Origin of the sequence: Streptococcus cristatus (assembly GCF_001588905.1) — a bacterium.
Lineage (GTDB): Bacteria > Bacillota > Bacilli > Lactobacillales > Streptococcaceae > Streptococcus > Streptococcus cristatus_N.
In genome coordinates, this window is the sequence record NZ_LAWH01000010.1 from 34,401 (window position 1) to 57,697 (window position 23,297).

The 23,297-nt window shown below is 43.4% G+C and carries 23 protein-coding genes; 2 read left to right on the forward strand and 21 right to left on the reverse strand.

The genetic code is table 11. From position 1 onward, the window contains the following. Positions 1-88: 88 nt before the first annotated feature. Together A0765_RS02075 and A0765_RS02080 are read left to right on the forward strand one after the other, a co-directional pair. The gene (locus A0765_RS02075; RefSeq protein WP_062004414.1) at positions 89-1,069 is read left to right on the forward strand and encodes a Gfo/Idh/MocA family protein; all 981 of its coding nucleotides are present in this window, start codon (positions 89-91) and stop codon (positions 1,067-1,069) included. Further along, a complete protein-coding gene (locus A0765_RS02080; protein WP_062004415.1) occupies positions 1,062-2,150 on the forward strand; it encodes a DEAD/DEAH box helicase in 1,089 nt (362 codons plus the stop codon). The genes A0765_RS02075 and A0765_RS02080 overlap by 8 nt, the downstream gene beginning before the upstream one ends. A gap of 82 nt (positions 2,151-2,232) precedes the next feature. Here A0765_RS02080 and A0765_RS02085 read toward each other — a convergent pair whose 3' ends face one another. The 21 genes from A0765_RS02085 to A0765_RS02185 form a co-directional block, all read right to left on the reverse strand. Beyond that, positions 2,233-3,630: a polysaccharide deacetylase family protein gene (locus tag A0765_RS02085; RefSeq protein ID WP_062004416.1), complete on the reverse strand. Its 1,398-nt coding sequence runs from the start codon at positions 3,628-3,630 to the stop codon at positions 2,233-2,235. 89 nt (positions 3,631-3,719) lie between these two features. Beyond that, positions 3,720-4,106, reverse strand: coding sequence for a lactoylglutathione lyase (gene gloA, locus A0765_RS02090; protein WP_005590267.1), 387 nt, complete (start codon positions 4,104-4,106; stop codon positions 3,720-3,722). 74 nt (positions 4,107-4,180) lie between these two features. Beyond that, complete coding sequence (locus tag A0765_RS02095; RefSeq protein WP_048763917.1) at positions 4,181-5,560, reverse strand: sensor histidine kinase; 1,380 nt, start codon at positions 5,558-5,560, stop codon at positions 4,181-4,183. Beyond that, positions 5,550-6,224 carry a response regulator transcription factor gene (locus A0765_RS02100; RefSeq protein ID WP_045497279.1) on the reverse strand — a complete coding sequence of 225 codons (675 nt, stop codon included), beginning with the start codon at positions 6,222-6,224 and terminating at the stop codon, positions 5,550-5,552. Before A0765_RS02100 ends, A0765_RS02095 begins: the two co-directional genes overlap by 11 nt. Positions 6,225-6,344: 120 nt before the next feature. Continuing rightward, on the reverse strand, positions 6,345-6,782 hold the full coding sequence (locus A0765_RS02105) for a hypothetical protein (RefSeq protein WP_048763921.1): 438 nt from the start codon (positions 6,780-6,782) through the stop codon (positions 6,345-6,347). Positions 6,783-6,998: 216 nt separating this feature from the next. Continuing rightward, entirely contained in the window at positions 6,999-9,542 is a 2,544-nt protein-coding gene (locus A0765_RS02110; RefSeq protein WP_048763923.1) for a M1 family metallopeptidase, read from the reverse strand. A gap of 222 nt (positions 9,543-9,764) precedes the next feature. After that, on the reverse strand, positions 9,765-10,418 hold the full coding sequence (gene phoU / locus A0765_RS02115) for a phosphate signaling complex protein PhoU (RefSeq protein WP_005591940.1): 654 nt from the start codon (positions 10,416-10,418) through the stop codon (positions 9,765-9,767). 11 nt (positions 10,419-10,429) lie between these two features. Further along, the gene (pstB, locus tag A0765_RS02120) at positions 10,430-11,188 is read right to left on the reverse strand and encodes a phosphate ABC transporter ATP-binding protein PstB (protein ID WP_061909073.1); all 759 of its coding nucleotides are present in this window, start codon (positions 11,186-11,188) and stop codon (positions 10,430-10,432) included. A gap of 27 nt (positions 11,189-11,215) precedes the next feature. Further along, entirely contained in the window at positions 11,216-12,019 is an 804-nt protein-coding gene (gene pstB, locus A0765_RS02125; RefSeq protein WP_061909075.1) for a phosphate ABC transporter ATP-binding protein PstB, read from the reverse strand. Positions 12,020-12,029: 10 nt separating this feature from the next. After that, positions 12,030-12,914, reverse strand: coding sequence for a phosphate ABC transporter permease PstA (gene pstA, locus A0765_RS02130; protein WP_037615389.1), 885 nt, complete (start codon positions 12,912-12,914; stop codon positions 12,030-12,032). Further along, a complete protein-coding gene (gene pstC, locus A0765_RS02135) occupies positions 12,904-13,821 on the reverse strand; it encodes a phosphate ABC transporter permease subunit PstC (protein WP_062004417.1) in 918 nt (305 codons plus the stop codon). The genes pstA and pstC overlap by 11 nt, the downstream gene beginning before the upstream one ends. Continuing rightward, positions 13,818-14,702 (reverse strand): phosphate ABC transporter substrate-binding protein PstS family protein, encoded by an 885-nt coding sequence (locus tag A0765_RS02140; RefSeq protein ID WP_062004418.1) that lies wholly within the window; start codon positions 14,700-14,702, stop codon positions 13,818-13,820. Before A0765_RS02140 ends, pstC begins: the two co-directional genes overlap by 4 nt. Positions 14,703-14,799: 97 nt before the next feature. Further along, on the reverse strand, positions 14,800-16,113 hold the full coding sequence (locus A0765_RS02145; protein ID WP_062004419.1) for an RsmF rRNA methyltransferase first C-terminal domain-containing protein: 1,314 nt from the start codon (positions 16,111-16,113) through the stop codon (positions 14,800-14,802). A gap of 1 nt (position 16,114) precedes the next feature. Further along, a complete protein-coding gene (locus tag A0765_RS02150) occupies positions 16,115-16,885 on the reverse strand; it encodes an inositol monophosphatase family protein (protein WP_062004420.1) in 771 nt (256 codons plus the stop codon). Next, positions 16,875-17,153, reverse strand: coding sequence for a UPF0223 family protein (locus A0765_RS02155; protein ID WP_005590249.1), 279 nt, complete (start codon positions 17,151-17,153; stop codon positions 16,875-16,877). The genes A0765_RS02150 and A0765_RS02155 overlap by 11 nt, the downstream gene beginning before the upstream one ends. Positions 17,154-17,156: 3 nt before the next feature. Further along, positions 17,157-17,555: a Spx/MgsR family RNA polymerase-binding regulatory protein gene (locus A0765_RS02160; RefSeq protein WP_015604875.1), complete on the reverse strand. Its 399-nt coding sequence runs from the start codon at positions 17,553-17,555 to the stop codon at positions 17,157-17,159. A gap of 119 nt (positions 17,556-17,674) precedes the next feature. Beyond that, positions 17,675-18,598, reverse strand: coding sequence for a bifunctional riboflavin kinase/FAD synthetase (locus A0765_RS02165; protein ID WP_306452464.1), 924 nt, complete (start codon positions 18,596-18,598; stop codon positions 17,675-17,677). Positions 18,599-18,731: 133 nt separating this feature from the next. Further along, positions 18,732-19,733 (reverse strand): UDP-glucose 4-epimerase GalE, encoded by a 1,002-nt coding sequence (gene galE / locus A0765_RS02170; protein WP_062004422.1) that lies wholly within the window; start codon positions 19,731-19,733, stop codon positions 18,732-18,734. Between the two features lie 76 nt (positions 19,734-19,809). Beyond that, the gene (gene galT / locus A0765_RS02175) at positions 19,810-21,294 is read right to left on the reverse strand and encodes a UDP-glucose--hexose-1-phosphate uridylyltransferase (RefSeq protein WP_062004423.1); all 1,485 of its coding nucleotides are present in this window, start codon (positions 21,292-21,294) and stop codon (positions 19,810-19,812) included. Beyond that, entirely contained in the window at positions 21,291-21,950 is a 660-nt protein-coding gene (locus A0765_RS02180) for an HAD family hydrolase (protein ID WP_062004424.1), read from the reverse strand. Before A0765_RS02180 ends, galT begins: the two co-directional genes overlap by 4 nt. 11 nt (positions 21,951-21,961) lie before the next feature. Then, entirely contained in the window at positions 21,962-23,140 is a 1,179-nt protein-coding gene (locus A0765_RS02185; RefSeq protein WP_062004425.1) for a galactokinase, read from the reverse strand. Between the last annotated feature and the right edge of the window lie 157 nt (positions 23,141-23,297).

Here is a 23,297-nt window from a genome sequence, read left to right on the forward strand (position 1 = left end):
TGTTATCTTATCTATTTTACCTTAATTCATGATATAATGAAAGGGTGAATCAAGAAAAATTCAGGAAAATCATTTTAAAGGAGAAAGTATGTTACAACTCGGAATCATCGGCACGGGGTCCATTTCTCATGAGTTTATCAAGGCAGCCCAACTGAGTGGTGAGTATCAGTTAACAGCTGTTTACTCGCGCACCTTGAGTTCTGCGGAGCGTTTTGCGCAAGCTTATCAAAACATCGCACTCTACACCGATATGATTGAATTCTTATCTGCCGACCTAGATGTAATTTATATCGCCAGTCCCAATAGCCTCCACTTTAACCATGCCAAGGTAGCCATTTTGGCTCGAAAGCATGTCATCGTTGAAAAGCCGGCTGTATCAAGGCCTGAAGAATGGCAAGAATTAGTCAAGCTGGCCGCTGAACATCAGGTTTATATCTTTGAGGCAGCCAGAAACTACCATGAAGCAGCTTTCGCAGTCATTCGTAACTTCCTAAAAGACAAGAAAATCTGGGGAGCCAATTTTACTTATGCTAAATACTCCTCAAAGATGGGCGCTCTGCTGAGTGGACAGGAACCCAATGTTTTTTCTGCTAAATTCTCAGGCGGTGCTCTAATGGATTTGGGAGTCTATACGCTTTATGCAGCTACCCGACTATTTGGTGCTCCACAAAGCGTTTGCTATACAGCTCAACAACTACCAAATAGCGTTGACCTCAACGGTTCAGGCAGTCTGATTTATCCTGATTTTCAGGTTCGTATCCAAGCTGGAAAAAATATTCATAGCCAGCTGCCAGCTGAAATCTATACGGACCAAGGCACTCTGACCTTAGACGGTATCGAGTTTATCCGCTCTGCCATTTTCCAAAAGCTCAATGGAGAGACGGAAAGTCTAGCTATCCGCCAAGCAGACCACCAAATGCTGGAAGAGGCTCAGGCTTTTGCTCGTGTCCTTAAAGGCGGCCAGGAAGAACTTTATAGCGACTTTCTGCAGGCTGCTGCTACTGTGCATGAGTGCATGTTTGCTATGAGAAAAGAGGCTGGCATTAGATTTGAGGTTGACCATGATTAAAGAAACATTTCCAACAGTTTGGCAGGAACAGCTAAATCAGCTCGGTTTTGATGAACTGACTGCCATCCAAGAAAAAATATTCCAGCCCATTTCTCAGGGAGAAACGGTGCTAGGCATCAGTCCGACCGGTACTGGCAAGACATTGGCCTATCTCTTTCCTAGCTTATTAAAATTGAAGCCTAAAAAAGCGCAGCAGCTTTTGATTTTAGCTCCAAATACAGAGCTGGCGGGACAGATTTTTGATGTTTGTAAGTATTGGGCGGAGCCTTTGGGATTGAGTAGTCAACTCCTCCTCTCTGGTAATAGCCAGAAAAGGCAGATTGAGCGACTCAAGAAAGGTCCTGAGATACTGATTGGTACACCTGGTCGGATTTTCGAACTTATCAAGCTCAAGAAAATCAAGATGATGAATGTTGACACTATTATTCTAGATGAATTTGATCAACTTCTCAGTGATTCCCAGTATGCGTTTGTTGATAAGATTCTGCATTATGCACCGCGTGACCACCAGCTGATTTACATGAGTGCTACTGCTAAGTTCGATCAAGATAAGATTGCTGAAAATACTCTGCGCATCAGCATTGACGACCAGACTTTGGACAATATCCAGCACTTCTATATGCAGGTGGAAAAGCGCGACAAGGTCGAACTCTTGCGCAAGCTATCCAATGTAGAAGAATTTCGTGGGCTAGTCTTCTTCAATAGCCTGTCAGATTTGGGCAGCGCCGAAGAAAAGCTTCAGTACCGAGGAGCTAGCGCGGTCTCTCTTGCCAGCGATGTCAATGTGAAATTCCGCAAGGTCATTCTTGAGAAATTTAAAGATTACGATATCACGCTCTTGCTGGCGACTGACATAGTTGCGCGTGGCATTGATATTGATTCTCTAGAATGCGTAGTCAACTACGAAGTGCCACGCGATCTGGAAACCTACACTCACCGTTCCGGCCGGACGGGTCGCATGGGCAAGGAAGGCTATGTTATCACCTTCATCAGCCACCCAGAAGAACTAAAAGCTCTCAAAAAATATGCCTCTGTCCGCGAAATTATCTTGAAAAAACAAGAACTGTATGTGCAGCCTTGAGTGAGAATTACGGTCATCGATAGTTTTATCTGATGATAGCAAAGCAAAAAGCATTGGAAATCTTAAATTTCCAATGCTTTTTTTAATTTCTGCTGTAATAAATCTGATGTGGTTGAAGCTGATTTTCTAATAGTTCATCAACTGTCACCAAAGTATAGCCGTTGTTCTTTAGATAGTCAAGAACGCTTGGCAGAGCATCGATGGACGTCTGATGGATATCGTGCATGAGAATAATAGATCCCGGCTGGGTCTTCACGATCTCCTGCATAATAGCCTTTGTATTACGCGTTTTCCAGTCGAGACTGTCCACGCTCCACATAATAAAGGACTGATCGACAGCATTTTGAACCGTAGAGTTGATGGCTCCGTAAGGCGGTCTTGTGATCATAGGTCGGATACCAGTCGCCTTATAAATGGCTTCCTGAGTGTCTAAAATTTCCTTTTTGGATTGATTCAGAGGTAACTTGGTCAAATCCGGATGGCTCCATGTATGGATGCCGAGCTGATGGCCTTCATCAAGGACACGTTTAGCCAGTTCTGGATTGGCAGCAACATTTTGTCCCACCATAAAGAAGGTCGCTTTAGCATTGTAGCGTTTCAGAATTTCCAAGGCCTGAGGAGTCGTTTTACTGTCGGGACCGTCATCAAAGGTCAAGGCAACCATTTTCTCATGCCGCTTGGTTTCATACTGCTGGTAAGCTGCCAAATCAGCCCCCTGCAAATATTCCGAACGGATTAGGTCATAAAAACTAGACAGAGGCACTGTCACGCTCGACACACCGTTGATTTCTTTGGGCAGACGAATGGAAAATAAACTTTGCTCATAGTGAAAATTCCACTGGCTCAGTTCTATTTCTCGGAGGTCATTTAAAGCTGCTGTTTGCTGGCTTTCCTCCACCTGTCTAAAGGTTAGCTGACTGGTCAACTCCTTCAGGAAAATTTCCTTAGCAGCTTCTGGATTTTGAAACAGCTTGTCCAAAGTGACCGCCGTACCTTCCTGATTGATATAAGTTGAGGCTACCTCTCTTGCCTCCTCAGACTTGATGTCTCTTTTTGAGATGCTGTAATCTTTTCGCTGAATGACTACTTCCTTGGTATTGGCCAGACTAGTTGACTTTTCTTCTGTATAGTAAAAGGTCAAAGCAGTCAAGTTTTCCTTCTGCTTTTTGTCATCTGAAATGCTCTGACTGTCCTGCAACATTTTATCTTTGACACTTTGAAGAGGCTGCCTATTCATCAGAGGATAAAAAGCTGCCACATAATGGCTGCCAATCCTACCAGACTGCTTTTCGGCATTACCAGCATGATCTTGCTCTTCCTTGGCAATCACTTCTGTAACCTTTTTCTGGAATTCCTGCTCCTGAAACATTTCAAAGATTCGCAGTCCGCCAAAAACAAGAGATCCTAAGAGAAGCAGATTCAGAAGACTGATAATCAGTCTATATTTTCGTCTACGCTTCCTTTTATGTTGTCTTTTCATCTATTATCCCCTAAGCTATTGTCATAAAATGATTCTGATGTTAAAAAACTTGTATCTTACAAGTGCTAAAATACAAGTTTCACCTATTTTTAAAGACTTTTTTCTCGAATCACTTCGACCTTGTAGCCATCAGGATCTTTGATGAAATAATAATTTGGCGGATTGCCTGGCAGCCCTTTTGGCTCAGTCACTTCATAGCCCTTGGCAGCATGCTCAGCGTGCAAACCTTCCAAATCAGGCGTGCTAAGAGCAATATGAGCAAAGCCATCACCGATTACATAAGGTCCGTGGTCATAATTATAAGTCAATTCAAGCTCATAATCATCGCCATCCAAACCAAGATAAACAATAGTAAAAGCATGCTCTGGAAAGTCCTTGCGGCGCAATTCCTTAAAACCAAACGCGTCTTCATAAAAGGCAATCGAAGCCTCTAAATTTTCCACTCGTAAACAAGTGTGCAACATTTTTGATGTCATAGTTTTACCTCTCTCATTTCTTTCTTTTATTATACCGCAAAAGCAGTCAAATTTGAAATAATATGAAAAGTTTTTCAGCTTTTGCTAATTCGTTTTCTAATATCTGACCTAAGGGGAACTTTGATTTCAAAAATAGTTCCACGCGGTTTGTTGTCTTTGACTGTGATGGTTCCTTTTAAGGCGTCTACAATTTGTTTTGCCAAGGATAGGCCTAGTCCAAAACCACCCTTTTGACGAGTCCGAGCCTTGTCCACCCGATAAAAACGATCGAAGACTTTTTTCTTATCATCGCCCGCAATCCCTGGACCATTGTCAGAGATCCGCAAGGTCAAGCTCCGATCATTGGCGGAAGCCACGAAATAGATCTCTCCATCTTCTTCCGTGTATTTGATGGCATTATCAAAAAGGATGGTCATCACCTGCTTAAGCAAGACCTTGTCTGTCGTGATTGATTTTGAAACTAGATTTTTAAAATCAAAGACCTTATCGCTTTCCTCTGCGATAATAGCATAGTTAGAGAAAGCTGTCGTGAAGAAGTCTGGGGTGACTTCACCGTATTCTGGCTTGATACCGTCATCGCGCCGAGCTAGGTTGAGTAAGTTGGTCGTCAACAGACGCATATTTCGCACTTCCTCTAAACTAGATGCGATGCTCTCACTAGACTCCATAATCGTGGCTTCAGGCTTGCGGAAGAGAGATTCCAGACGATTTTGCAGAACGGCCAAGGGCGTTCTCAATTCATGGCTGGCATTCTCAACAAAAGACTTCTGCTTTTGCATGCTATCCAAGAGAGGCTTGACACTCATCCGAGCCAGATAGATACTGGCAATCAAAGAGATACCCCAGAAACTAATCATGACAATAGCAATCAGCTTTTCATGCTTTTCGCTAGTCTGCTCCAGCTGGCTGATACTGGTCATGACAACTGCGTATTTGACATTCTCAATTTCATCATCTGGATCAATGTCAAACATATAGGCCCGATAACTCTCGACCTGTCCATAGCTATTGGTCAGCTGAATTTGCTTGATCTGATTAAGAAAGCGTTTGTTAAATTTAATCGCATCAAAGTTTAAAAAGCTATTTTTTGCCGATACATTCTGATAATCATCATTCAAAAGAATAGCTGAAGTATTGGCGCTAACATTTACCCTACCCGGTTCCTCAATCTTGATATCATGAGCTTGCACAGACTCTGAATCTCTATTCTCTGAATCCTTATTCTCAGGATCTTGGTATTGCCGACCCGTCGTCCGATAGGCTAGATTGGCTACCCAGGCGGGATTTTGACTGAGACTTTTGAGATTATCATCAACGGTCGTGTAGAGGCTAGAGCGCATGACTTGGATAATAATGAGCGTCATGGCCGAGAAAATCAGGGTGAACACACCAAAATAGCGAATGAAATAAGAAAAATCATCCGCATAAAAGGTTTTTTTGAGTTTATTCAGCATTCTTTAAAATGTAACCGACACTGCGAAGAGTTTGAAGATTATTCGCAAAAGCCGTTCCTTTCAATTTTTTCCGAATCTTAGATACATAGACTTCCACCACAGAAATCGTCGTATCGCTGTCAAAGCCCCATAAACGATCGAAGATCTGAGTTTTAGGCAAAATGACATTTTGATTCTGAAGGAAGTAGACCAACAGATCAAACTCTTTACCCAGCAGCTCAACTTCCTTTCCATCTACCAAGGTCGAATTGGTCGAAAGATTGACCGTCACATCACCATAGGAAAGGGTATTTTCATTAAACTTACCAGAGCGTTTGAGCAAGGCCTGAATCCGCATCTTCAGCTCTTCCAGATAAAATGGCTTGGTCAGGTAATCGTCAGCACCGAGCTCAAAACCATGGCCTTTATCATCGATACTTTCCTTGGCAGTCATGATGAGGACAGGAGTGCTCACCCCTTTTTCACGCAATTCTTTGAGTACTTGGAAGCCGTCCTTTTCAGGAAGCATCAAGTCCAGTAGAATCAGGTCATACACACCGCTTTCTGCTTCGTATAAACCTTCTTCGCCATCAAAGACCTGCATAACATCTGCAAAATCATCTAAAAAATCAAATACTGAATTTGACAGACCGAGGTCATCCTCCACTAATAGAATCTTAATCATCCTGTTCCTCCCTTTCTAGAAAAAGCTTATGCTGTGTAGTTTAAATTGAGACATGGTAAACACTTCTCATTCTATCTTCACTTATCTTTTTCTATTATATCATGACTTGTCGAAAATGCTTTAAGAATTTGTTGTTTTCGAGTTATTTTCGCTGTTCTTATCATCTTTTGTTGTGCCGTCAGCGTTTGATGGCTTCTTTTTTGATTGATTTCCTTCTTGGGGTCCCTCTAGCTGACCATTTCCTTGTGGTGGCTGACCTCCACCTCCAGGACCGCCTTGGCCATCTTGACCGTTTTGTCCCCCCATCTGTGGTGGCATACCATTTTCATTTCCCTGCCCCTGACCTTGAGGAGCTTGACCACCTTGACCTGGCATCCTGCCATCTTGCTTGTTTTGCTGAGGCATAGTGGCTTGCACTGAGCTCTGTTGCGGGCTTTTCTGGGTCAAAGCACCAATTCCATAGCCACCAATTGCTCCGACAGCTAAGGAGGCACTAGCTACTGCTGTCATCCACCATTTGGTACTCTTTTTAACTACAATTATTTTTTCCATATCCATTAAAGTTTTCCTCTTTCTAAATTTTGTATTTCATGGATTTTAACACTATGAAGCAATATAAAGTTTGATTACACAAGTTCACATCTTTTCACGTGCTAGAGTTATTATAGGGAGTTTTGCTTAAACGGGACTGAATTTTTTCTTAAAGAAGACTGAAACTATGGGATTCTAAACAACAAAAAAGACCAGACTTTATAATCTGATCTTTTCATTTATCTAGACTGATGCTTTGATAGCTTTCTCAACTGCTGCTTTTTCACGGGCAATCAAGTCAACACGCGCTGCGATTTCCTTGATTCCCATGCTGATGTTACGGCTGATAGCCATATCGTCCAGCTGCGGCTCAAAGAAGGCCTTGTATTCTTCTAGTCTTTCCTCTGTCTTGAAGGCATTAGCTGGATAAATGACGAATTTATCAAAGCTCATGTCGCCACCCAAAGCCGCCTTTATCCACTCCCAATTCTCACGCGCCCAAGTCCAAGCAGTGGCTTGAGTAAATTGGTGATTCAAGAGAGGGAAATACCAACTCATGGCCAAATCTTGTGGTTTTACGATATCCTTGTTTTTCAAAGATTCCAAGATACGAGCAAGAGTTTCTGCGTCCTTAGTGTAAGCCAAAGCAGATGCCAATTGGCGTTTGAAGCTACCGTCAACTGTTGAAACATAATCATTCAAGTATTGGTCGGCCAATTCTTTGCTCTCAAAATGCTTGATTTGGTTGATGAGAATATGCAAGCGAATAGCTGCAGGCAATTTCTCCAAGTTCTCTTGATGAGCAGCAAAAATGCGACTTGCTTCTTGACTTGCTGCTTGATCGTCAGCTGCAATCAGACTTCCTACAACAATCTGACGAACCAACTCATCTTCATCACTTTCGCCTTCTTTTGCTTCAAAGCCTAGGCGGTCAAAGTTGAATTTGCTAAGTTTAACTACCAATTTATGATAGGCTTTCTCGCACTCGCTTCCTTCGTCCACAAACAGCTTGAGACCATTTAGAACGGCTTTGACTCCTGAGACAACCAAATAAGAGGTTTCTTCTGTTAGTTTTTCAATAACTGGAACCAAATCAGCAAATGAAATGCTGCCTGCTTCAGCCAAAAGACGGCGCTCTTGCACCACTTGAAGCTTGCTGGTGCTATCCAAGTCTGTAATGGTATCTAAAATCTGCTCAAGCAAGACACCTTGATAGTCCGTGATATAGTGAGCTGTATTTTCAGTATTAAAGCGCAGGGCTCCTTGGTTTTGAGCAGCCAAGGTAGAGTAATTTGGAATTTCCAGCGTTTCTGTTTCCAGCGTATCTGGCAAACCTTTCCAGTTGCTATTTAAAGGCAAGACCCAAGTGCGTTTCTTATCTTCGTGCTCTCCGATAAAGAATTGTTTTTGAGAGAGTTTCAAGGTATCGTTTTCTACTGTAGCTGTCAAAACAGGGTAGCCTGGCTGTTCCAACCAAGAGTCCATAAAGGCTGCTACATCACGACCAGAAGCAGCTCCCAAGGCATTCCAGAGATCACGACCGATGGTATTTCCATACTGGTGTTTAGCAAAGTAAGCGTTCAATCCTTTAGCAAAGGCCTCATCACCCAACCAACGACGAAGCATGTGCATAAGGCGGCTTCCCTTAGCATAAACGATAGCCGGATCAAACAAGGTATTGATTTCGTCAGGGTGCTTCACTTCCACATGGACAGACTGAACTCCGTCTGTCGCATCCCGCTTAAGCGCCAAAGGCACACCTGTTGTTTGGAAATTCTCAAAGATATTCCAGCTTGGTTCAATCGCATTGACACAGACATACTCCATCATGTTGGCAAAACTTTCGTTGAGCCAAAGGTCATCCCACCACTTCATAGTGACCAAGTTTCCAAACCATTGGTGAGCCAACTCATGAGCAACGACAAGTGCTACATCTTGACGGCTGGATACCGTAGAATTTTCATCTACTAAGAGATAAATCTCACGGTAGGTCACCAGACCCCAGTTTTCCATAGCACCAGATGAAAAGTCCGGCAGGGCAACATGCAGCGACTGAGGAATAGGGTATTTAACACCGTAATACTCTTCGTAAAATTCAATCGAGCGAACCGCAATGTCCAAAGCAAATTCTAAGTTGCTAGCTGGGTGAGCCTTGGTTGCATAAACACCGACCAAAGTGCCGTTTTTAGTTTTAGCAGTAATTCCTTGCATATCACCTGCAGCAAAAGCCAAGAGATAGGAAGACATGCGAGGCGTTCTTTCAAACTTCCAAATGCCAGTCGCTTTCCGGTTTTCAACGTCGATTTCAGGCATGTTAGACAAGGCAAGTTCGCCTTCTGCTTGGTCAAATTTCAAGGCCAGATCAAAAGTTGCCTTAGCTTCTGGCTCATCCACACTTGGAAAGGCTTCGCGGGCAAAATGGCTCTCAAACTGAGTAGAAATAATTTCTTTTTTCACTCCATCCACAGTATAGTAAGATGGGTAAATCCCCGTCATATTGTCAGTAATCTTACCTGTATAGGTCAAGGTTACTCCCACAGAGCCTGCTGTTTCCAACTCAACATAAAGAGCTTCATTGTCATTATCAAGAGTGAAGGGGCGAGCTTGTCCAGCCACTTCTACGGTCTCAATCGTCAAATCCTTTTGGTGTAAGGAAATTTTCTCAGCTTTGGCTTCACCGGTAATGGTAACTTTCCCTGAGAAAGTCTTATCCGCACGATTTAAATCCAAAAAGAGATCATAGTGCTCTGGAACAAAGGTATCAATAAAATGTGCAACTGCTTGCATGTTTTTCTCCTCATCTAATTGAAGGGGTTGGTATAAACCAACCTCCATTCAGGATTCATCTCTTACTATTCTACCATATTTAGTGACTTTATACTCATTCCAACTGAACCAAAATTGATTTTTACTTTCAAACATATAGTAATCATTTTAAAGCCACTCTATCATGCACTTTTCTCCTCCCAAAACAAAAAAGACAAGCTTAGCCTGTCTCTTTAACATATATTATAATTCAATAATTTTACCCGTTTCAAAGTAAACGACCCATTCGCAGATGTTTTTGGCATAATCGCCGATACGTTCCAAGAAAGAAATAACCTGGAAATAATCACGGCCTGTAACGATGGCTTCAGGATTTTTCTTGATTTCTTCCGTAGCCAGATCACGAATGCTATCAAAATAATGGTTGATTTTTTCATCCATGGCTGCTACTTCATAGGCTTGATCTACAGAACCATTCAGGTAGAGATCAAGGGCAGCTTCAACGAAATTTTTCACATCGCGGCCCATCTTTTTAATTTCGTCCTCGACAGCTGGAATACGCTGCTCGCCCTTCATACGAATGGCTGCTTTTGCAATGGATACCGCATGGTCTCCCATACGCTCTAAGTCTGAAACAGCCTTGAGAACGGTTAAGACAGTACGAAGGTCTTGAGAAACAGGTTGTTGGAGGGCAATCATTTCAAATGATTTCTTTTCCAATTTCACTTCATATTCATTTACTTCTGCATCATCTTCGATGACTTCCTTTGCCAAGTCACGGTCATGCGTGACAAAAGCACGCACCGTGCGGTTGATTTGTGAGAGCACTTCTTGTCCCATTGCATAGAACTGATTGTGCAATTTCTCCAAATCTTCTTCAAATTGAGATCGTAACATCATTCAACTCCTTATCCAAATTTTCCTGTAATATAATCTTCTGTTTCCTTATTTTGTGGGTTGAGGAACATCTCCTTAGTATCATTAAACTCCATCAAATCACCACCCAAGAAGAAGCCTGTTTTATCCGAAAGCCGAGAAGCCTGCTGCATGGAGCGAGTTACCAAGAGCATGGTATAGGTGTCCTTAAGTCCATAGAGAGTTTCCTCAATCTTACCCGCAGAGATTGGATCTAGCGCTGACGTTGGCTCATCCAAGAGGATAATTTTCGGGCTGGTAGCCAAAACGCGTGCTACACAAATCCGCTGCTGTTGACCACCCGAGAGGCCGATAGCCGAATCATGTAAACGGTCTTTCACTTCGTCCCAAATAGAAGCCCCGATCAGGGAACGCTCCACCGCTTCATCTAAAATTTGTTTATCCTTGACGCCGTTAATGCGCAGTCCGTAGACAACATTTTCATAAATGGTCATCGGGAAAGGATTAGGTTGCTGGAACACCATGCCAATCTCTTTGCGCAACTCCACCGTATCTGTCCGAGGACTGTAGATATTGTGGCCGTTATAGATGACTGTGCCTGTCGTAGTGACTTCTGGATTCAAATCACCCATACGGTTGATAGCCTTGAGCAAGGTAGATTTCCCTGAACCTGACGGTCCAATCAAGGCAGTGATTTCATTAGGCATAAAGTCCAAGGAGACACTATTGAGCGCTTTCTTTTTATTATAATAAACCGACAAGTCCTTGACTTGCAAAATAGGTTCTGTCATAAGTTCATTCCTTTAGTTTCTTCACCTCTAACCAAAATGACCAGAAACATAGTCATTGGTCGACTGCAGTTTGGCATTTTGGAAGATATTGGCAGTCTTGTCGTACTCAATCAAATCTCCCAGATAAAAGAAGCCGGTGTAGTCACTAGCCCGGGCAGCCTGCTGCATATTGTGCGTCACGATGATGATCGTATAGTCCTTTTTGAGCTCAAACATGGTTTCTTCTAGCTGCATGGTCGCAATCGGATCCAGCGCAGATGCTGGCTCGTCCATAAGCAAGATATCAGGCTTGACCGAAATAGCTCGGGCAATACAGAGCCGTTGCTGCTGTCCGCCTGACAAGGTCAAGGCTGATTTATGAAGATCATCCTTGACTTGGTCCCAAAGTGCGGCTTGTTTGAGCGAAGTTTCAACAAGCTCATCCAAAATCTTTTTATCTTTTACACCAGCACGTTCATGGGCAAAGGTAATGTTGCGATAAATAGACTTGGCAAATGGATTAGGCCGTTGAAAGACCATGCCGATATGCTTACGCATCTCGTAAACGTTGATATCAGGACGATTGACGTCTATTCCTTGGTAAAGAATCTGCCCTGTTACCTTGGCAATATCAATCGTATCATTCATACGGTTGAGACTGCGGAGGTAGGTTGATTTCCCTGAACCTGAAGGTCCAATCAGAGCTGTGATTTTATTCTTTTCAAACTGCATATCAATGCCCTTGATGGATTCTTTTTTACCGTAGTAAACATGCAAATCCTTGGTCGAAAGGGCTACCTTTTCTTCAGGAAAAGTAATGATATGTTTTTCATTCCAATTATATTCTGTCATTGCTTCTCCTTTATGCAGAGGTTAATTTCTTGTGCAAGTAGGAACCGAGTTTGCGGGCTCCAAAGTTGAAAATCAAGATAAAAATCAGAAGCACCGCTGCTGATCCTGCTGACACCACAGTGCCATCAGGAATGGTCCCTTCACTATTAACCTTCCAGATATGGACGGCCAGCGTCTCCGCTTGACGGAAAATCGAAATCGGGCTGGTAATGCTGAAAATGTTCCAGTTAGACCAATCCAGAGCTGGCGCAGATTGCCCAGCAGTATAGATCAAGGCAGCTGCTTCACCGAAAATCCGACCAGAAGCAAGGACAATCCCTGTCACAATCCCTGGTAAAGCTTCAGGAATGACCACATGAAGCACTGTTTCCCAGCGGGAAATTCCGAGAGCCAGCCCTGCTTCGCGTTGTGTATGATGAACGTGACGTAAGCTATCCTCGACGTTCCGCGTCATCTGAGGCAGATTAAAGACTGTCAGCGCCAGAGCACCAGAGATGATAGAAAAGCCATATTCAAACTGGACAACAAAGATCAAATAGCCAAAGAGTCCGACTACCACGGATGGCAGCGAGGACAGGATTTCAATACAGGTACGGACAAAGTTGGTCACCGGACCTTTTTTAGCGTACTCAGCCAAGTAGACACCCGCTCCCATCGAAAGGGGAACAGAGATAATCAGAGTAATCACCAGCAGAAAGAAGGAATTGTATAGCTGAATCCCAATACCACCGCCAGCCTGATAGGAAGAAGATTTTCCAGTCAGGAAAGACCAAGAAATGTGCGGCAATCCTCTTACCAGAATATAAAGAATCAGAGAGGCAAGGATGGCAACAATGATACCAGCTATCGTATAGAGGATACCAGTCGCCAATTTATCTAATTTCTTAGCGTGCATAGTTTTTCTTACCTCTTTCTTTTGTAATCAGTTTAATGACACTGTTAAAGGCTAAGCTCATCATCAAGAGCACCAGAGCCAGAGACCAGAGAACGTTATTATCCACTGTTCCCATAACGGTATTTCCGATACCCATGGTTAAGACAGAGGTCAGTGTAGCTGCTGGCGTTGTCAGAGAGGTTGGGACCACTGCAGAGTTACCAACAACCATCTGGATAGCTAGGGCTTCACCAAAGGCACGTGCCATTCCAAAGACCACTGCTGTAAAAATACCTGAGCGAGCAGCCTTGAGTGTTACCCGCCAAATGGTCTGCCAGCGCGTTGCGCCCATAGCTAGACTAGCTTCACGGTAGTGACGCGGCACAGCACGAAGACTGTCCGTCGTCATAAAGGTTACTGTCGGCAAAATCATGACAAAGAGCACAAAAATACCAGACAAAATCCCAAATCCGGTACCACCAAAAACAGTCCGAACAAAGGGAACAACAACCTGCAAGCCGATAAATCCGTACACAACAGACGGAATCCCGACCAAGAGCTCGATCGCAGGCTGAAGAATCTTAGCTCCTTTAGGCGATACTTCAGTCATAAAGACGGCTGCTCCAATAGCAAAGGGAGTTGCAATCAATGCTGATAGGATCGTAACAATGAAGGACCCCAAGATCATCGGCAGGGCACCGAATTCCTTACCTGACGGATTCCAAGTGGAGCCAAATAAAAATTCAAACACATTGACTCCATTGACAAAGAAGGTCGATAAGCCTTTTTGTGCTACGAAGATTAAAATCATGGCTACAATCAGGACGATTAAAGACAGGCAGGCAAAGGTGATATATTTCCCAAATTTTTCCAGACGAGAGTTTTTCGAAGGGGATAGTAATTTTTTTGCTAATTCTTCATTTCTCATTTGCTATCTCCTTTTAAGCTCATAACATTTCCATCAGCAGCCTTGCTGACCTGCATTTCCTTGATGGAAATATAGCCCATTCCTGAGACGATTCCATCTTGAACTTCATCTGACAGCATGTAGTCCAGAAACTCTGCTGCCAAGCCCTTAGGCTGACCAAGAGTGTACATATGCTCGTACGACCATAGTGGCCAAGCATTGGTCGCAACATTCTTAGCCGTTGGCTCGTAGCCATTAAGCTTCAAAGTCTTGACAGAATCATCCACGTAAGCAAAGGCCAGATAAGAAATGGCTCCCGGTGTTTGAGAAACAATGGACTTAACCATCCCATTTGAATCCTGCTCCTGACTTTGAACGGCTGATTTACCATTCATGATGACACTGTCAAACGTAGCTCGAGAACCAGAGCTTGCCGCACGGTTGATGATGGAAATCTCTAGATTTTTCCCACCCAGCTGCTTCCAGTTGGTCACTTCACCAGTAAAAATCTTCTGCAGCTGCTCCGCCGTTAAATTATCGACAGATACTTCTTTATTGACAATCACGGCAATTCCAGCAACTGCTACTTTGTGGTCAACAAGGGCTGAAGCATCAATCCCTTCTTTTTCCTCAGCAAATACATCTGAGTTGCCAATTTCGACCGCACCAGACTGAACCTGAGACAAGCCCGTACCTGATCCGCCACCTTGAACATTGACCGTTTTTCCAATATTGGCTGAACCAAACTCATCTGCTGCAGCTTCAACGAGCGGCTGAAGGGCTGTCGAACCAACGGCAGTCATGGACTCCCCTCGGTCAATCCAGCTGGAACAGGCTGATAGGCTGACTGCAAATAGCACTAGAACCGCTGACAAAATCAGCTTATATTTTTTCTTTACCATTTTTTTCCTCGAAATCTTGAGAATGATAGTGGAATGTCTATTTGAAAGAAACTGAAAATCCCACTATATCCACTATAACATAGAAAGAGGGCTTTGCCTAGTCTTTTGAACGAAAGCGAAGCCCCTTTGGGAAATAATTTTTCAAGGTATTCCCAGTAATTTTTGCAAAACCCAAACCGTTTCCTTGGGCAAGCACTTGATACCAGCCATTTGGATAGTTTTGAGAAAGTTGAACCGTCTCGCCTGCTACATATTTGCTAAAGGCATCCTCATCAATCTCAAGGACTGAGACGACTTCACTCGGCCTCAAAGCCAGCCCTAAGGCAAAGCTCGGTTCAAAGCGATTTTTCTTAAATTCTCCTAGATGCAGGCCATTGCGAGCGATTTTCAGCTTGGACATGTCTGGCAGTCCAGCTGGCAGCAGATAAAGATTGTCCCCAAAAGTATCTAAATGTCCTTCTAGCTCAATGTTTAGATGCTTTTTCTGGAAATCTTGCCAGAGTTTTCTCTGCTCTGCTGTCAATTTATTTTTGGTCACCTTGATTTTTTTAGCAGACTGACTGCCTGTAAAACGAAATTTCGCTACAAATTGCCCTTCACCTTTGAAATGGTGGGGATACATACGAGCTGTTTCTGGGAAATCAATCCCTGCTACCATGCCATTGATTTTTGGTATTTCCAGCAATTCCAAGGGAAAATTCTCTAAAAGCCAAGCAACAACTTCTTCATTTTCTTCTGGCGCCCAAGTGCAAGTTGAATAAACCAACTGCCCGCCTGTCGCCAACATCTTGACAGCGTCCTCTAAAATTTCTCGTTGCAAACGCGCGCACCGGGCAGGATATTCCAGACTCCAATACTGGATAGCATCTGGCTGCTTGCGAAACATTCCTTCGCCAGAGCAAGGAGCATCCAGAACAATGAGATCAAAATAGCCCTGAAAGACCTTAGCCAATCGATCCGCAGATTCGTTGGTGACAAGGACATTTCGCGCTCCAAAACGCTCTATATTTTCTACCAAAATTTTACTGCGTTTGGCATTGATTTCGTTAGAAACCAGCACACCTGTATTTTCTAGATAAGAGAGTAGATGAGTAGATTTTCCTCCTGGTGCGGCAGCTAAGTCCAGAACTTTCATGCCCTTTTGTGGTGCTGCAACTTGGGCAACCATTTGGGCAGCTGGCTCCTGAGAATAAACTAGGCCCGTGACATGTTCTACCGACTTCCCAGACACTTTCCCGTAATATCCCCAGTCTGTATTCGGGATAGCATTCACAAAATCTTTCTGATTTTCTTTTAAAGGATTGCTGCGAAAGGCTGAAATCGGATCTTGTTCAAAAGTCGCAAAAAAAGCCTCTGCTTCCTTCCCCAAGAGCTCCTCATACTTTTCCTTAAAACCTACTGGAAAGTCCATACTAGCCTTTTCCCTTTCGTAAATACTCTTGTAATTCGTCTAACTTACACTTTGGTGCAATCATAATCGGCTCCTGAGTCTGAAAATTCGGCTGTTCGCCATCAAGAGTCTGAATGACGAAGCCTAGTTTGTCAGCCATCACATAGGCCGCCGCATAGTCCCAAGGCCAATTATAAGAGAAATAGGCAACTAAACCACCAGCCAAGGTCTTAGCAAAACTAATCCCAGCACTGCCATAGACACGCACTCCCAAGCAATCACGAGCCAAGTCAGCTAGTCCCCAGTGATTATGCTCCAGCATACTAGCATTTGAAGCCATAAGATATTGCTGTAAGGGCTTATCGGTAAAAACAGTCAACTTTCTGTCATTGCAGTAAACATCAAAAGCCCCGCCTCCGTGAAAAAGCTGGTCTCTTGTCACATCGTAAATTAGGCCGAACTTGCCCTGCCCATTTTCAAAATAAGCTAACATAATAGCAAAATCGGCCCGCTGGGTGATGAAATTATTGGTACCATCAATGGGATCAATCACCCAGACATTACCATCCGCTATGTCGTGTCGCAGGTCATTTTCCTCAGCCAAAATCGCGTCGTTCGGATACTGGGCTAAAATTTTCCCAACCAAGTCATCCTGGATGAGCCGGTCCATTTGGGTTACCAAGTCAGTCGGACTGCTCTTTTGTACGACATCCAAGTCATCATAGAGATGGTCTCTTAAAAAAGCACCTGCCTGATAAACTATTTCTTTCGCAAAATGAAATTTATTTTCCAAGAGAAATCATTCCTTTCCCTTTCCTTTTTGCCTCCTGAACAGCGCGATAAAGAGAATAGCCACTGACCGTCTCAAACTCACGGCCGAGTCGCTTCTCTTCTCCCTTGCTGGGAACAACTTTCTTGAAGACTGCATAGGACTGGAGCAGTTTCTCCGCTTGAATCTTCTGTTCATAGGCTTGCTCTACATCATTAAAAAAAGAAAGCACTGAAGCAAGCTCTTCAGTGCTCCACGATAAGTCTAGTGGGTAACTATAATTTTTTTCCATATTTTAAATATCAGCACGCATAGTTGCGGCTCTAAGTTCTTCTTTCCGATATCCTCTAGGCAAGAAAGCACGGATTTCATCTTCATTGAAGCCGATTTGCATTCGTTTACCATCGAGGATAATTGGGCGACGCAAAAGACTAGGATTTTCCTCAATCAGCTTAATAAGCGTTGAAATCGATAAATCCTCTACATCTAAATCTAGTTTTTGAAAAATTTTTGAGCGGGTTGAGATGATGTCATCAGTGCCGTTTTCTGTCAATGAAAGAATGTGTTGCAATTCTGGAGCAGACAGAGGGCTCGTCATGATATTATGCTCCGTAAATGGAACTTCATGACTAATCAACCAAGCACGCGCCTTGCGACAGGAAGTGCAGCTAGGCGATAAAAATAATGTAATCATGCTGTTCTCTTCTTATTTTTATATAGTAACTAACTCTATTATACTAAATTTTATCTCTCTTGACTAGATATTTTTAAGAATCGGCTTGAAATACTAAGAAAAATATCAAAAACCGACATTTATTCCGAACATTCCCAGTTTTTTGCCACTTCTTCATCACTCTTTAATTGAGCAACCAGTTCTTCAATACCATCAAATTTGACCATATCACGAATCTTATCCAACCAGATAATCCTGATCGTATCGCCATAGATTTCCTCCGAAAAGTCAAATAGATTAGCCTCAAACCGAAGTTCATCTCCTTCAAAGGTTACATTTTTTCCGACACTAGCCATACCTCGATAAATCTTACCATTGTGTTCAACATCCACTACATAGACGCCATCTGCTGGCAAAATCACGCGATCCAAAGGAGCCAGATTAGCTGTCGGATAGCCAATGGTGCGCCCTCTAGCATTGCCATGAACCACAATGCCACGAGTAGAGAGAGGGTATCCTAATAGCTGATGCGCCTTGGCAACATCACCATTTTGGATGGTTTCTCTAATCCGAGTAGAAGAGATTTTTTCCTCATCTTGATTGACTGATGAGACGATGACAATCTGACCATCGAAATAGTCTGCAAGCTCCTCTGCCTTTCTCTTATCAGAACCAAAGTGATAGTCAAATCCCGCCACAACTGCCTTTGCTTTCAGCGCAGCAACGTACTTATCAAAAAATTCTTGAGCAGTATTTTTAGAAAAATGGCTAGTAAAGTCAATCAAGTAAAGGTAGTCCACACCCAAATTTTCTAAGTGAGCAGCTCGTTCCTCTGGATGATTCAAATGCAACATCAACTCTGGCTGATAGCGGACAAAAGCTAATTTTGGTGACTCAGGAAAGGTCAGTACGGCAATCTTCAGTCCTTGCTCAGCTGCAATTTTCCTTGCTTCCTTAAAAAGTGTCTGATGCCCTTTATGCAGGCCGTCAAAATAGCCCAGAACCAAGACTGTATCTTCTTCCTGATTTATCTCTAATTCATTATTTATTCGTCTTATTTTCATCATTTTTCTATTTTACTATGTATCCGCTTTTTTTACAACAAATTAAATCCCATGAAAAGAACTTCTATCGCTCCAAGAAAACACCTTGCTATCTCTAACAAAGTGTCTCTGTAAATATTTGAAACTACACTGGTTACTGACGATCATCATAGCCATTTGGATGATTGGAATGCCATTTCCAAGCAGTTTCGATAATGGTTTCGATATTGTCAAATTTCGGCTGCCAGCCCAAAACTTTTCTCGCTTTCTCAGAGGAAGCAATCAGCGTATCCGGATCCCCTGGGCGCCGCTCTGCTATTTCCAAAGGAATAGGATGGCCGGTCACCTTTCGTGCTGCTTCTACAATCTGCAGGTTGGAAAAACCAGTCGAAGAGCCAAGGTTAAAGGAATCCGAAGGTTGTCCTGCACGCAGATGCTCAACAGCCAGAATGTGGGCTTCAGCCAAGTCGAAAGGATGGACATAATCGCGGACATTGGTGCCGTCTGGAGTATCGTAATCATCGCCAAAGACGGCAATCTTCTCACGTTTGCCCTGAGCTACCTGAAGCACGATCGGTAGGAGATGAGTTTCTGGTCCGTGGTCCTCGCCAATCGAGCCGTCAGGTTTGGCACCGGCCACATTGAAATAACGCAGGGCTACAAACTTAATGCCATAGGCCTGATCTGCCCAGCGCATAATGGTCTCCATCATAAGCTTGCTCTCACCATAAGGATTTATTGGCTTTTGCAGAGTCGTTTCCAGAATCGGAACTTCCTCAGGAATGCCATAAGTTGCAGCGGTTGAAGAAAAGACAATGTTTTTAACGCCGCATTCCTGCATGACCTCCAAAAGAGAGACCATGCCGGCTGTGTTATTGTCAAAATACTTAAGCGGGTCCGCCATAGACTCTGCGACCAGTGAAAAGGCAGCAAAGTGAATAACTGCATCGATAGATGGATGTTTGGCAAAAACGCCACGCATAAAGTCCTTGTCCGCCAAATCCCCCTCATAAAAGACTGCCTGAGGATGAACCGCTGCGCGATGACCAGTCACCAAATTATCAACCACGACTACCTCTTCCTTGCCTGCTGCTACCAAACGGTCTACCATGTGCGAGCCGATATAGCCAGCGCCACCTAATACTAAAATTGCCATGTTTCTCTCTTTCTTGTCTTGATTTTTATTTAACTATTCTATCAAAAATAGGGACAAATGAAAACTCTCACTGCAGTTATTCCTCTTTCAAACCAACAGATCGTACAAAGCGCATGAAAGCATCCTGCCCTTCCTCTGTTCGCTTGTAAACTCCCGCGTCTTCCAGCACACGGCTGAAAATTTGTCCAACTGAAGCCTGAACTACTCCTTCCACCGTTTCAGCGGAAACATTTGGATTTTGGTCTTTGAGTTGATTGGCCCACTCCTGATGATAGGCAGCAACCTGACAGTCTTCTCCCAGCAAGAAAAGTTTCACCTGCTTGAGTTCTTCCTTGAGCCGAGGCGGCAGAATAGCCAGCCCCATAACCTCAATCAGACCGATATTTTCTTTCTTAATATGCTGCACATCCCTATGAGGATGATAAATGCCGTCTGGATGTTCTGGGGAAGTTTGATTGTCCCGCAAGACCAAGTCTAGCTCAAAACGTCCATCTTTCCTGCGGGCAATTGGTGTGATAGTATGATGCGGCTCACCCTCAGACTCTGCCAACACCTGCACACTTGGGTCAGAATAAGTTCGCCAAATTTGCAAGATCTTGTCAGCCAACTTAATCAACTGTTCCTTCTTCTCAGATCTCAGCCGAATGACGGACATGGGCCACTTGACAATGCCTGCTTCCACCTCTTCAAATCCGCTAAAAGTAAAGCTGCAATCCAGCTCTGCCATTTCCATAGGAAAAGTATGCCGTCCACCCTGATAGTGGTCGTGAGTCAGGATGGAGCCACCGACAATAGGTAGGTCGGCGTTAGAACCTGCGAAATAGCCTGGAAAGGTCTTGACGATGTCCAGCAGGCGCTCAAAGGTCAGCCGGCTGATAGCCATAGGAAGGTGCTGGCTGTGCAGAAAGATGCAATGCTCATTAAAGTAGGCATAGGGGGAATACTGGAACCCCCACTCCTGACTAGCCAAGTCAAATCGAATAATCCGATGATTGGCGCGAGCTGGATGGTCCAAGCGGCCTTGGTATCCTTCATTTTCCATGCAAAGCTGGCAGGCTGGATAATGGCTGTTCTTAGCCTTTTTAGCTGCCGCAATCTCCTTGGGATCCTTTTCTGGCTTAGAGAGATTGATGGTAATTTCCAAATCTCCATATTCAGTCGGTGCTTTGAAAGCAATGTTTTTAGCAATGGCCTTAACCTTGATATAGTCATTCTTTTGACTAAGCTGGTAAAAATCAGCTACAGCTTGCTCGGGACTTGAAGCATAGGTCGTCCAGAAGTCCTGATTGATCCGACTAGGGGCTGGTGTAATCAAGTCCATGAGCTCAGCACCAAGGATTTCACGCGCAGTCTGACTATCCTCAATCGTCTCTAATCTAACTGCCTCCTCAACCAGCTGGTCCTTGAGGTCAATCAAGTCATCCAACTCAGTCTCAACTTCCAAAACACATTCGCCCACTCGAGCCAAAACACGATTGGTTAGGTAGATTCGATCCATTTCCTCAAATGAACTTCCAGCAATGACTTCCGTGATAAATGCATCTAGAACTCCCTGACTCATTGATTCTCCTTCTTACTTTCTAAATAGTCTCTGACAGCATCTAAATCCTGAAAAACTTGTTCTGTTTTATTTAAGAAAGACTGTGCTGGCATTTTCAAGTCTGGAATACAAATAACTGGTATCCCAGCTCTATACGCTGCTTCAATCCCTGCTTCACTATCCTCTAATACTAAGCAATTCTCTGGTAAAACATTCAAATCACTACAGGCCTTTAAAAATATATCAGGGTAAGGTTTGCTTCGCTTTACATCTTTTGCAAAAACTAGATGATCAAATAGAGCCAGTATACCATTACTATCCAAAATCATTCTAGCTCTAGATTCAACACTTGAAGTTGCTAAAGCGATTGAAATACCTTCTCTTCCCAAAAAAACAAGCAAATTTTTAGCACCTTTTTTTAAATTTACACCTTTGGCTAAGATTCGAGCTTCCAGTTCATAAACTTTTTCCAAGGTTTGGTCAAAGTTCCAAGGTAAATCATAGGTATCCAAAAATCGTTGAACATTCTCCTCTTCCCTATGTCCACTGTATTCTCTAGAATATGTTTCTTCTGTGAAAGGAATTCCAAAATCTTTAAGCAATTCTTGATAAACTTTTAGAGAAATGATCTCAGTATCAGCTAATAAGCCATCTAAATCAAATATTACAGCGTCCATTTACTTCTCTCCTAGTCTAAAACGCGAGTGCCACCTGCAACTTCAGCGATATAGAAGCTTGGAGCGTATCCGACTACTTCCTCGTAATGTTTGCCAACTGCTTCTTTAAAAGTTGCGACCGCATCTTTTTGAACCAAAGCAATAGCACAGCCACCGAATCCTGCTCCAGTCATACGGGCTCCCAGGACACCTTCTTGCTCCCAGGCCGTGTGAACCAAGGTGTCCAGCTCTAGACCAGTCACTTCATAGTCATGCTCCAGAGAGACGTGAGAAGCATTCATGAGACGGCCAAACTTGTCAAGATCGCCTGCCTGCAAAGCTGCCCGCGCTTGCAAAGTGCGTTGATTTTCCAAAACAGCATGGCGAGCTCGTTTGAGACGATTTTCGTCCTCTATCAGATAGCTATATTCGTCAAAGGACCACTCGTCCAACTCACCCAAGGTTGCGATAGATAGCTTGCGGTTCAGTTCTTCAACAGCTTTTTCGCACTCCGCCCGACGCTCATTGTACTTAGAGTCCGCTAATTCACGACGCTTGTTGGTATTCATAATCACCACGACATTGTCCTTGAGATCAAGTGGCACCAAGTCATATTCAAGAGTATTGGTGTCTAGGTAAATAGCCCTCTGGTCAGCACCCATTCCGATAGCAAACTGGTCCATGATGCCAGAATTAACTCCGATAAACTCATTCTCAGTTAATTTACCGATTTTCACTAGGTCCAGTCGTTCCAACTGCAAATCAAAAAGTTTCTCAGCCATGATACCAGTTAAAAGCTCTAGTGACGCGGAAGAAGACAAGCCAGCACCATTTGGAATATTTCCATAAACATAGACATCCATGCCTCGGTCAATCTTATGGCCTGCCTCCTGCATAAAATGCAGGACTCCTTTCGGATAGTTGGTCCAGTTATGCTCAGGCTCAAAGTGCAGGTTTTCCAGCGGCACTTCAATAATCCCTTTTTCTTCAAAATTTCCTGAGAAGAATCGCAAGAGCTGGTCGTCCCGCTTGCGAGCCGCTCCATAAGTTCCTAGAGAAATAGCTGAAGGAAAGACATGACCGCCGTTATAGTCCGTATGCTCACCGATCAGATTGATCCGACCGGGTGAAAAGAAAGTGTGGTCCGCTTCTACTCCAAAAACCTTGGCAAAATCTGCGCGGATTTGCTCTACTGAAATGACATTTGACATAAACTAAACTCCTTTAAAATGATGACGATATTGTAATCGTTTTCTTAATTTCATTATAACTGTTTCCGAGTAAAACTTCAATAAATTTAGTAAAATTTTACTTAATAAAATAATTGGGTAATATTTACTAAATTCCTCTTTGTTATTTACTTGTATT

Bases quoted from the DNA above. Each gene is read 5' to 3' on its own strand.
- A0765_RS02075 (WP_062004414.1), top strand. From the start codon at position 89: ATGTTACAACTCGGAATCATCGGCACGGGGTCCATTTCTCATGAGTTT.
- A0765_RS02080 (WP_062004415.1), top strand. From the start codon at position 1,062: ATGATTAAAGAAACATTTCCAACAGTTTGGCAGGAACAGCTAAATCAG.
- A0765_RS02085 (WP_062004416.1), bottom strand. From the start codon at position 3,630: ATGAAAAGACAACATAAAAGGAAGCGTAGACGAAAATATAGACTGATT.
- gloA (WP_005590267.1), bottom strand. From the start codon at position 4,106: ATGACATCAAAAATGTTGCACACTTGTTTACGAGTGGAAAATTTAGAG.
- A0765_RS02095 (WP_048763917.1), bottom strand. From the start codon at position 5,560: ATGCTGAATAAACTCAAAAAAACCTTTTATGCGGATGATTTTTCTTAT.
- A0765_RS02100 (WP_045497279.1), bottom strand. From the start codon at position 6,224: ATGATTAAGATTCTATTAGTGGAGGATGACCTCGGTCTGTCAAATTCA.
- A0765_RS02105 (WP_048763921.1), bottom strand. From the start codon at position 6,782: ATGGATATGGAAAAAATAATTGTAGTTAAAAAGAGTACCAAATGGTGG.
- A0765_RS02110 (WP_048763923.1), bottom strand. From the start codon at position 9,542: ATGCAAGCAGTTGCACATTTTATTGATACCTTTGTTCCAGAGCACTAT.
- phoU (WP_005591940.1), bottom strand. From the start codon at position 10,418: ATGTTACGATCTCAATTTGAAGAAGATTTGGAGAAATTGCACAATCAG.
- pstB (WP_061909073.1), bottom strand. From the start codon at position 11,188: ATGACAGAACCTATTTTGCAAGTCAAGGACTTGTCGGTTTATTATAAT.
- pstB (WP_061909075.1), bottom strand. From the start codon at position 12,019: ATGACAGAATATAATTGGAATGAAAAACATATCATTACTTTTCCTGAA.
- pstA (WP_037615389.1), bottom strand. From the start codon at position 12,914: ATGCACGCTAAGAAATTAGATAAATTGGCGACTGGTATCCTCTATACG.
- pstC (WP_062004417.1), bottom strand. From the start codon at position 13,821: ATGAGAAATGAAGAATTAGCAAAAAAATTACTATCCCCTTCGAAAAAC.
- A0765_RS02140 (WP_062004418.1), bottom strand. From the start codon at position 14,702: ATGGTAAAGAAAAAATATAAGCTGATTTTGTCAGCGGTTCTAGTGCTA.
- A0765_RS02145 (WP_062004419.1), bottom strand. From the start codon at position 16,113: ATGGACTTTCCAGTAGGTTTTAAGGAAAAGTATGAGGAGCTCTTGGGG.
- A0765_RS02155 (WP_005590249.1), bottom strand. From the start codon at position 17,153: ATGGAAAAAAATTATAGTTACCCACTAGACTTATCGTGGAGCACTGAA.
- A0765_RS02160 (WP_015604875.1), bottom strand. From the start codon at position 17,555: ATGATTACATTATTTTTATCGCCTAGCTGCACTTCCTGTCGCAAGGCG.
- A0765_RS02165 (WP_306452464.1), bottom strand. From the start codon at position 18,598: ATGAAAATAAGACGAATAAATAATGAATTAGAGATAAATCAGGAAGAA.
- galE (WP_062004422.1), bottom strand. From the start codon at position 19,733: ATGGCAATTTTAGTATTAGGTGGCGCTGGCTATATCGGCTCGCACATG.
- galT (WP_062004423.1), bottom strand. From the start codon at position 21,294: ATGAGTCAGGGAGTTCTAGATGCATTTATCACGGAAGTCATTGCTGGA.
- A0765_RS02180 (WP_062004424.1), bottom strand. From the start codon at position 21,950: ATGGACGCTGTAATATTTGATTTAGATGGCTTATTAGCTGATACTGAG.
- A0765_RS02185 (WP_062004425.1), bottom strand. From the start codon at position 23,140: ATGTCAAATGTCATTTCAGTAGAGCAAATCCGCGCAGATTTTGCCAAG.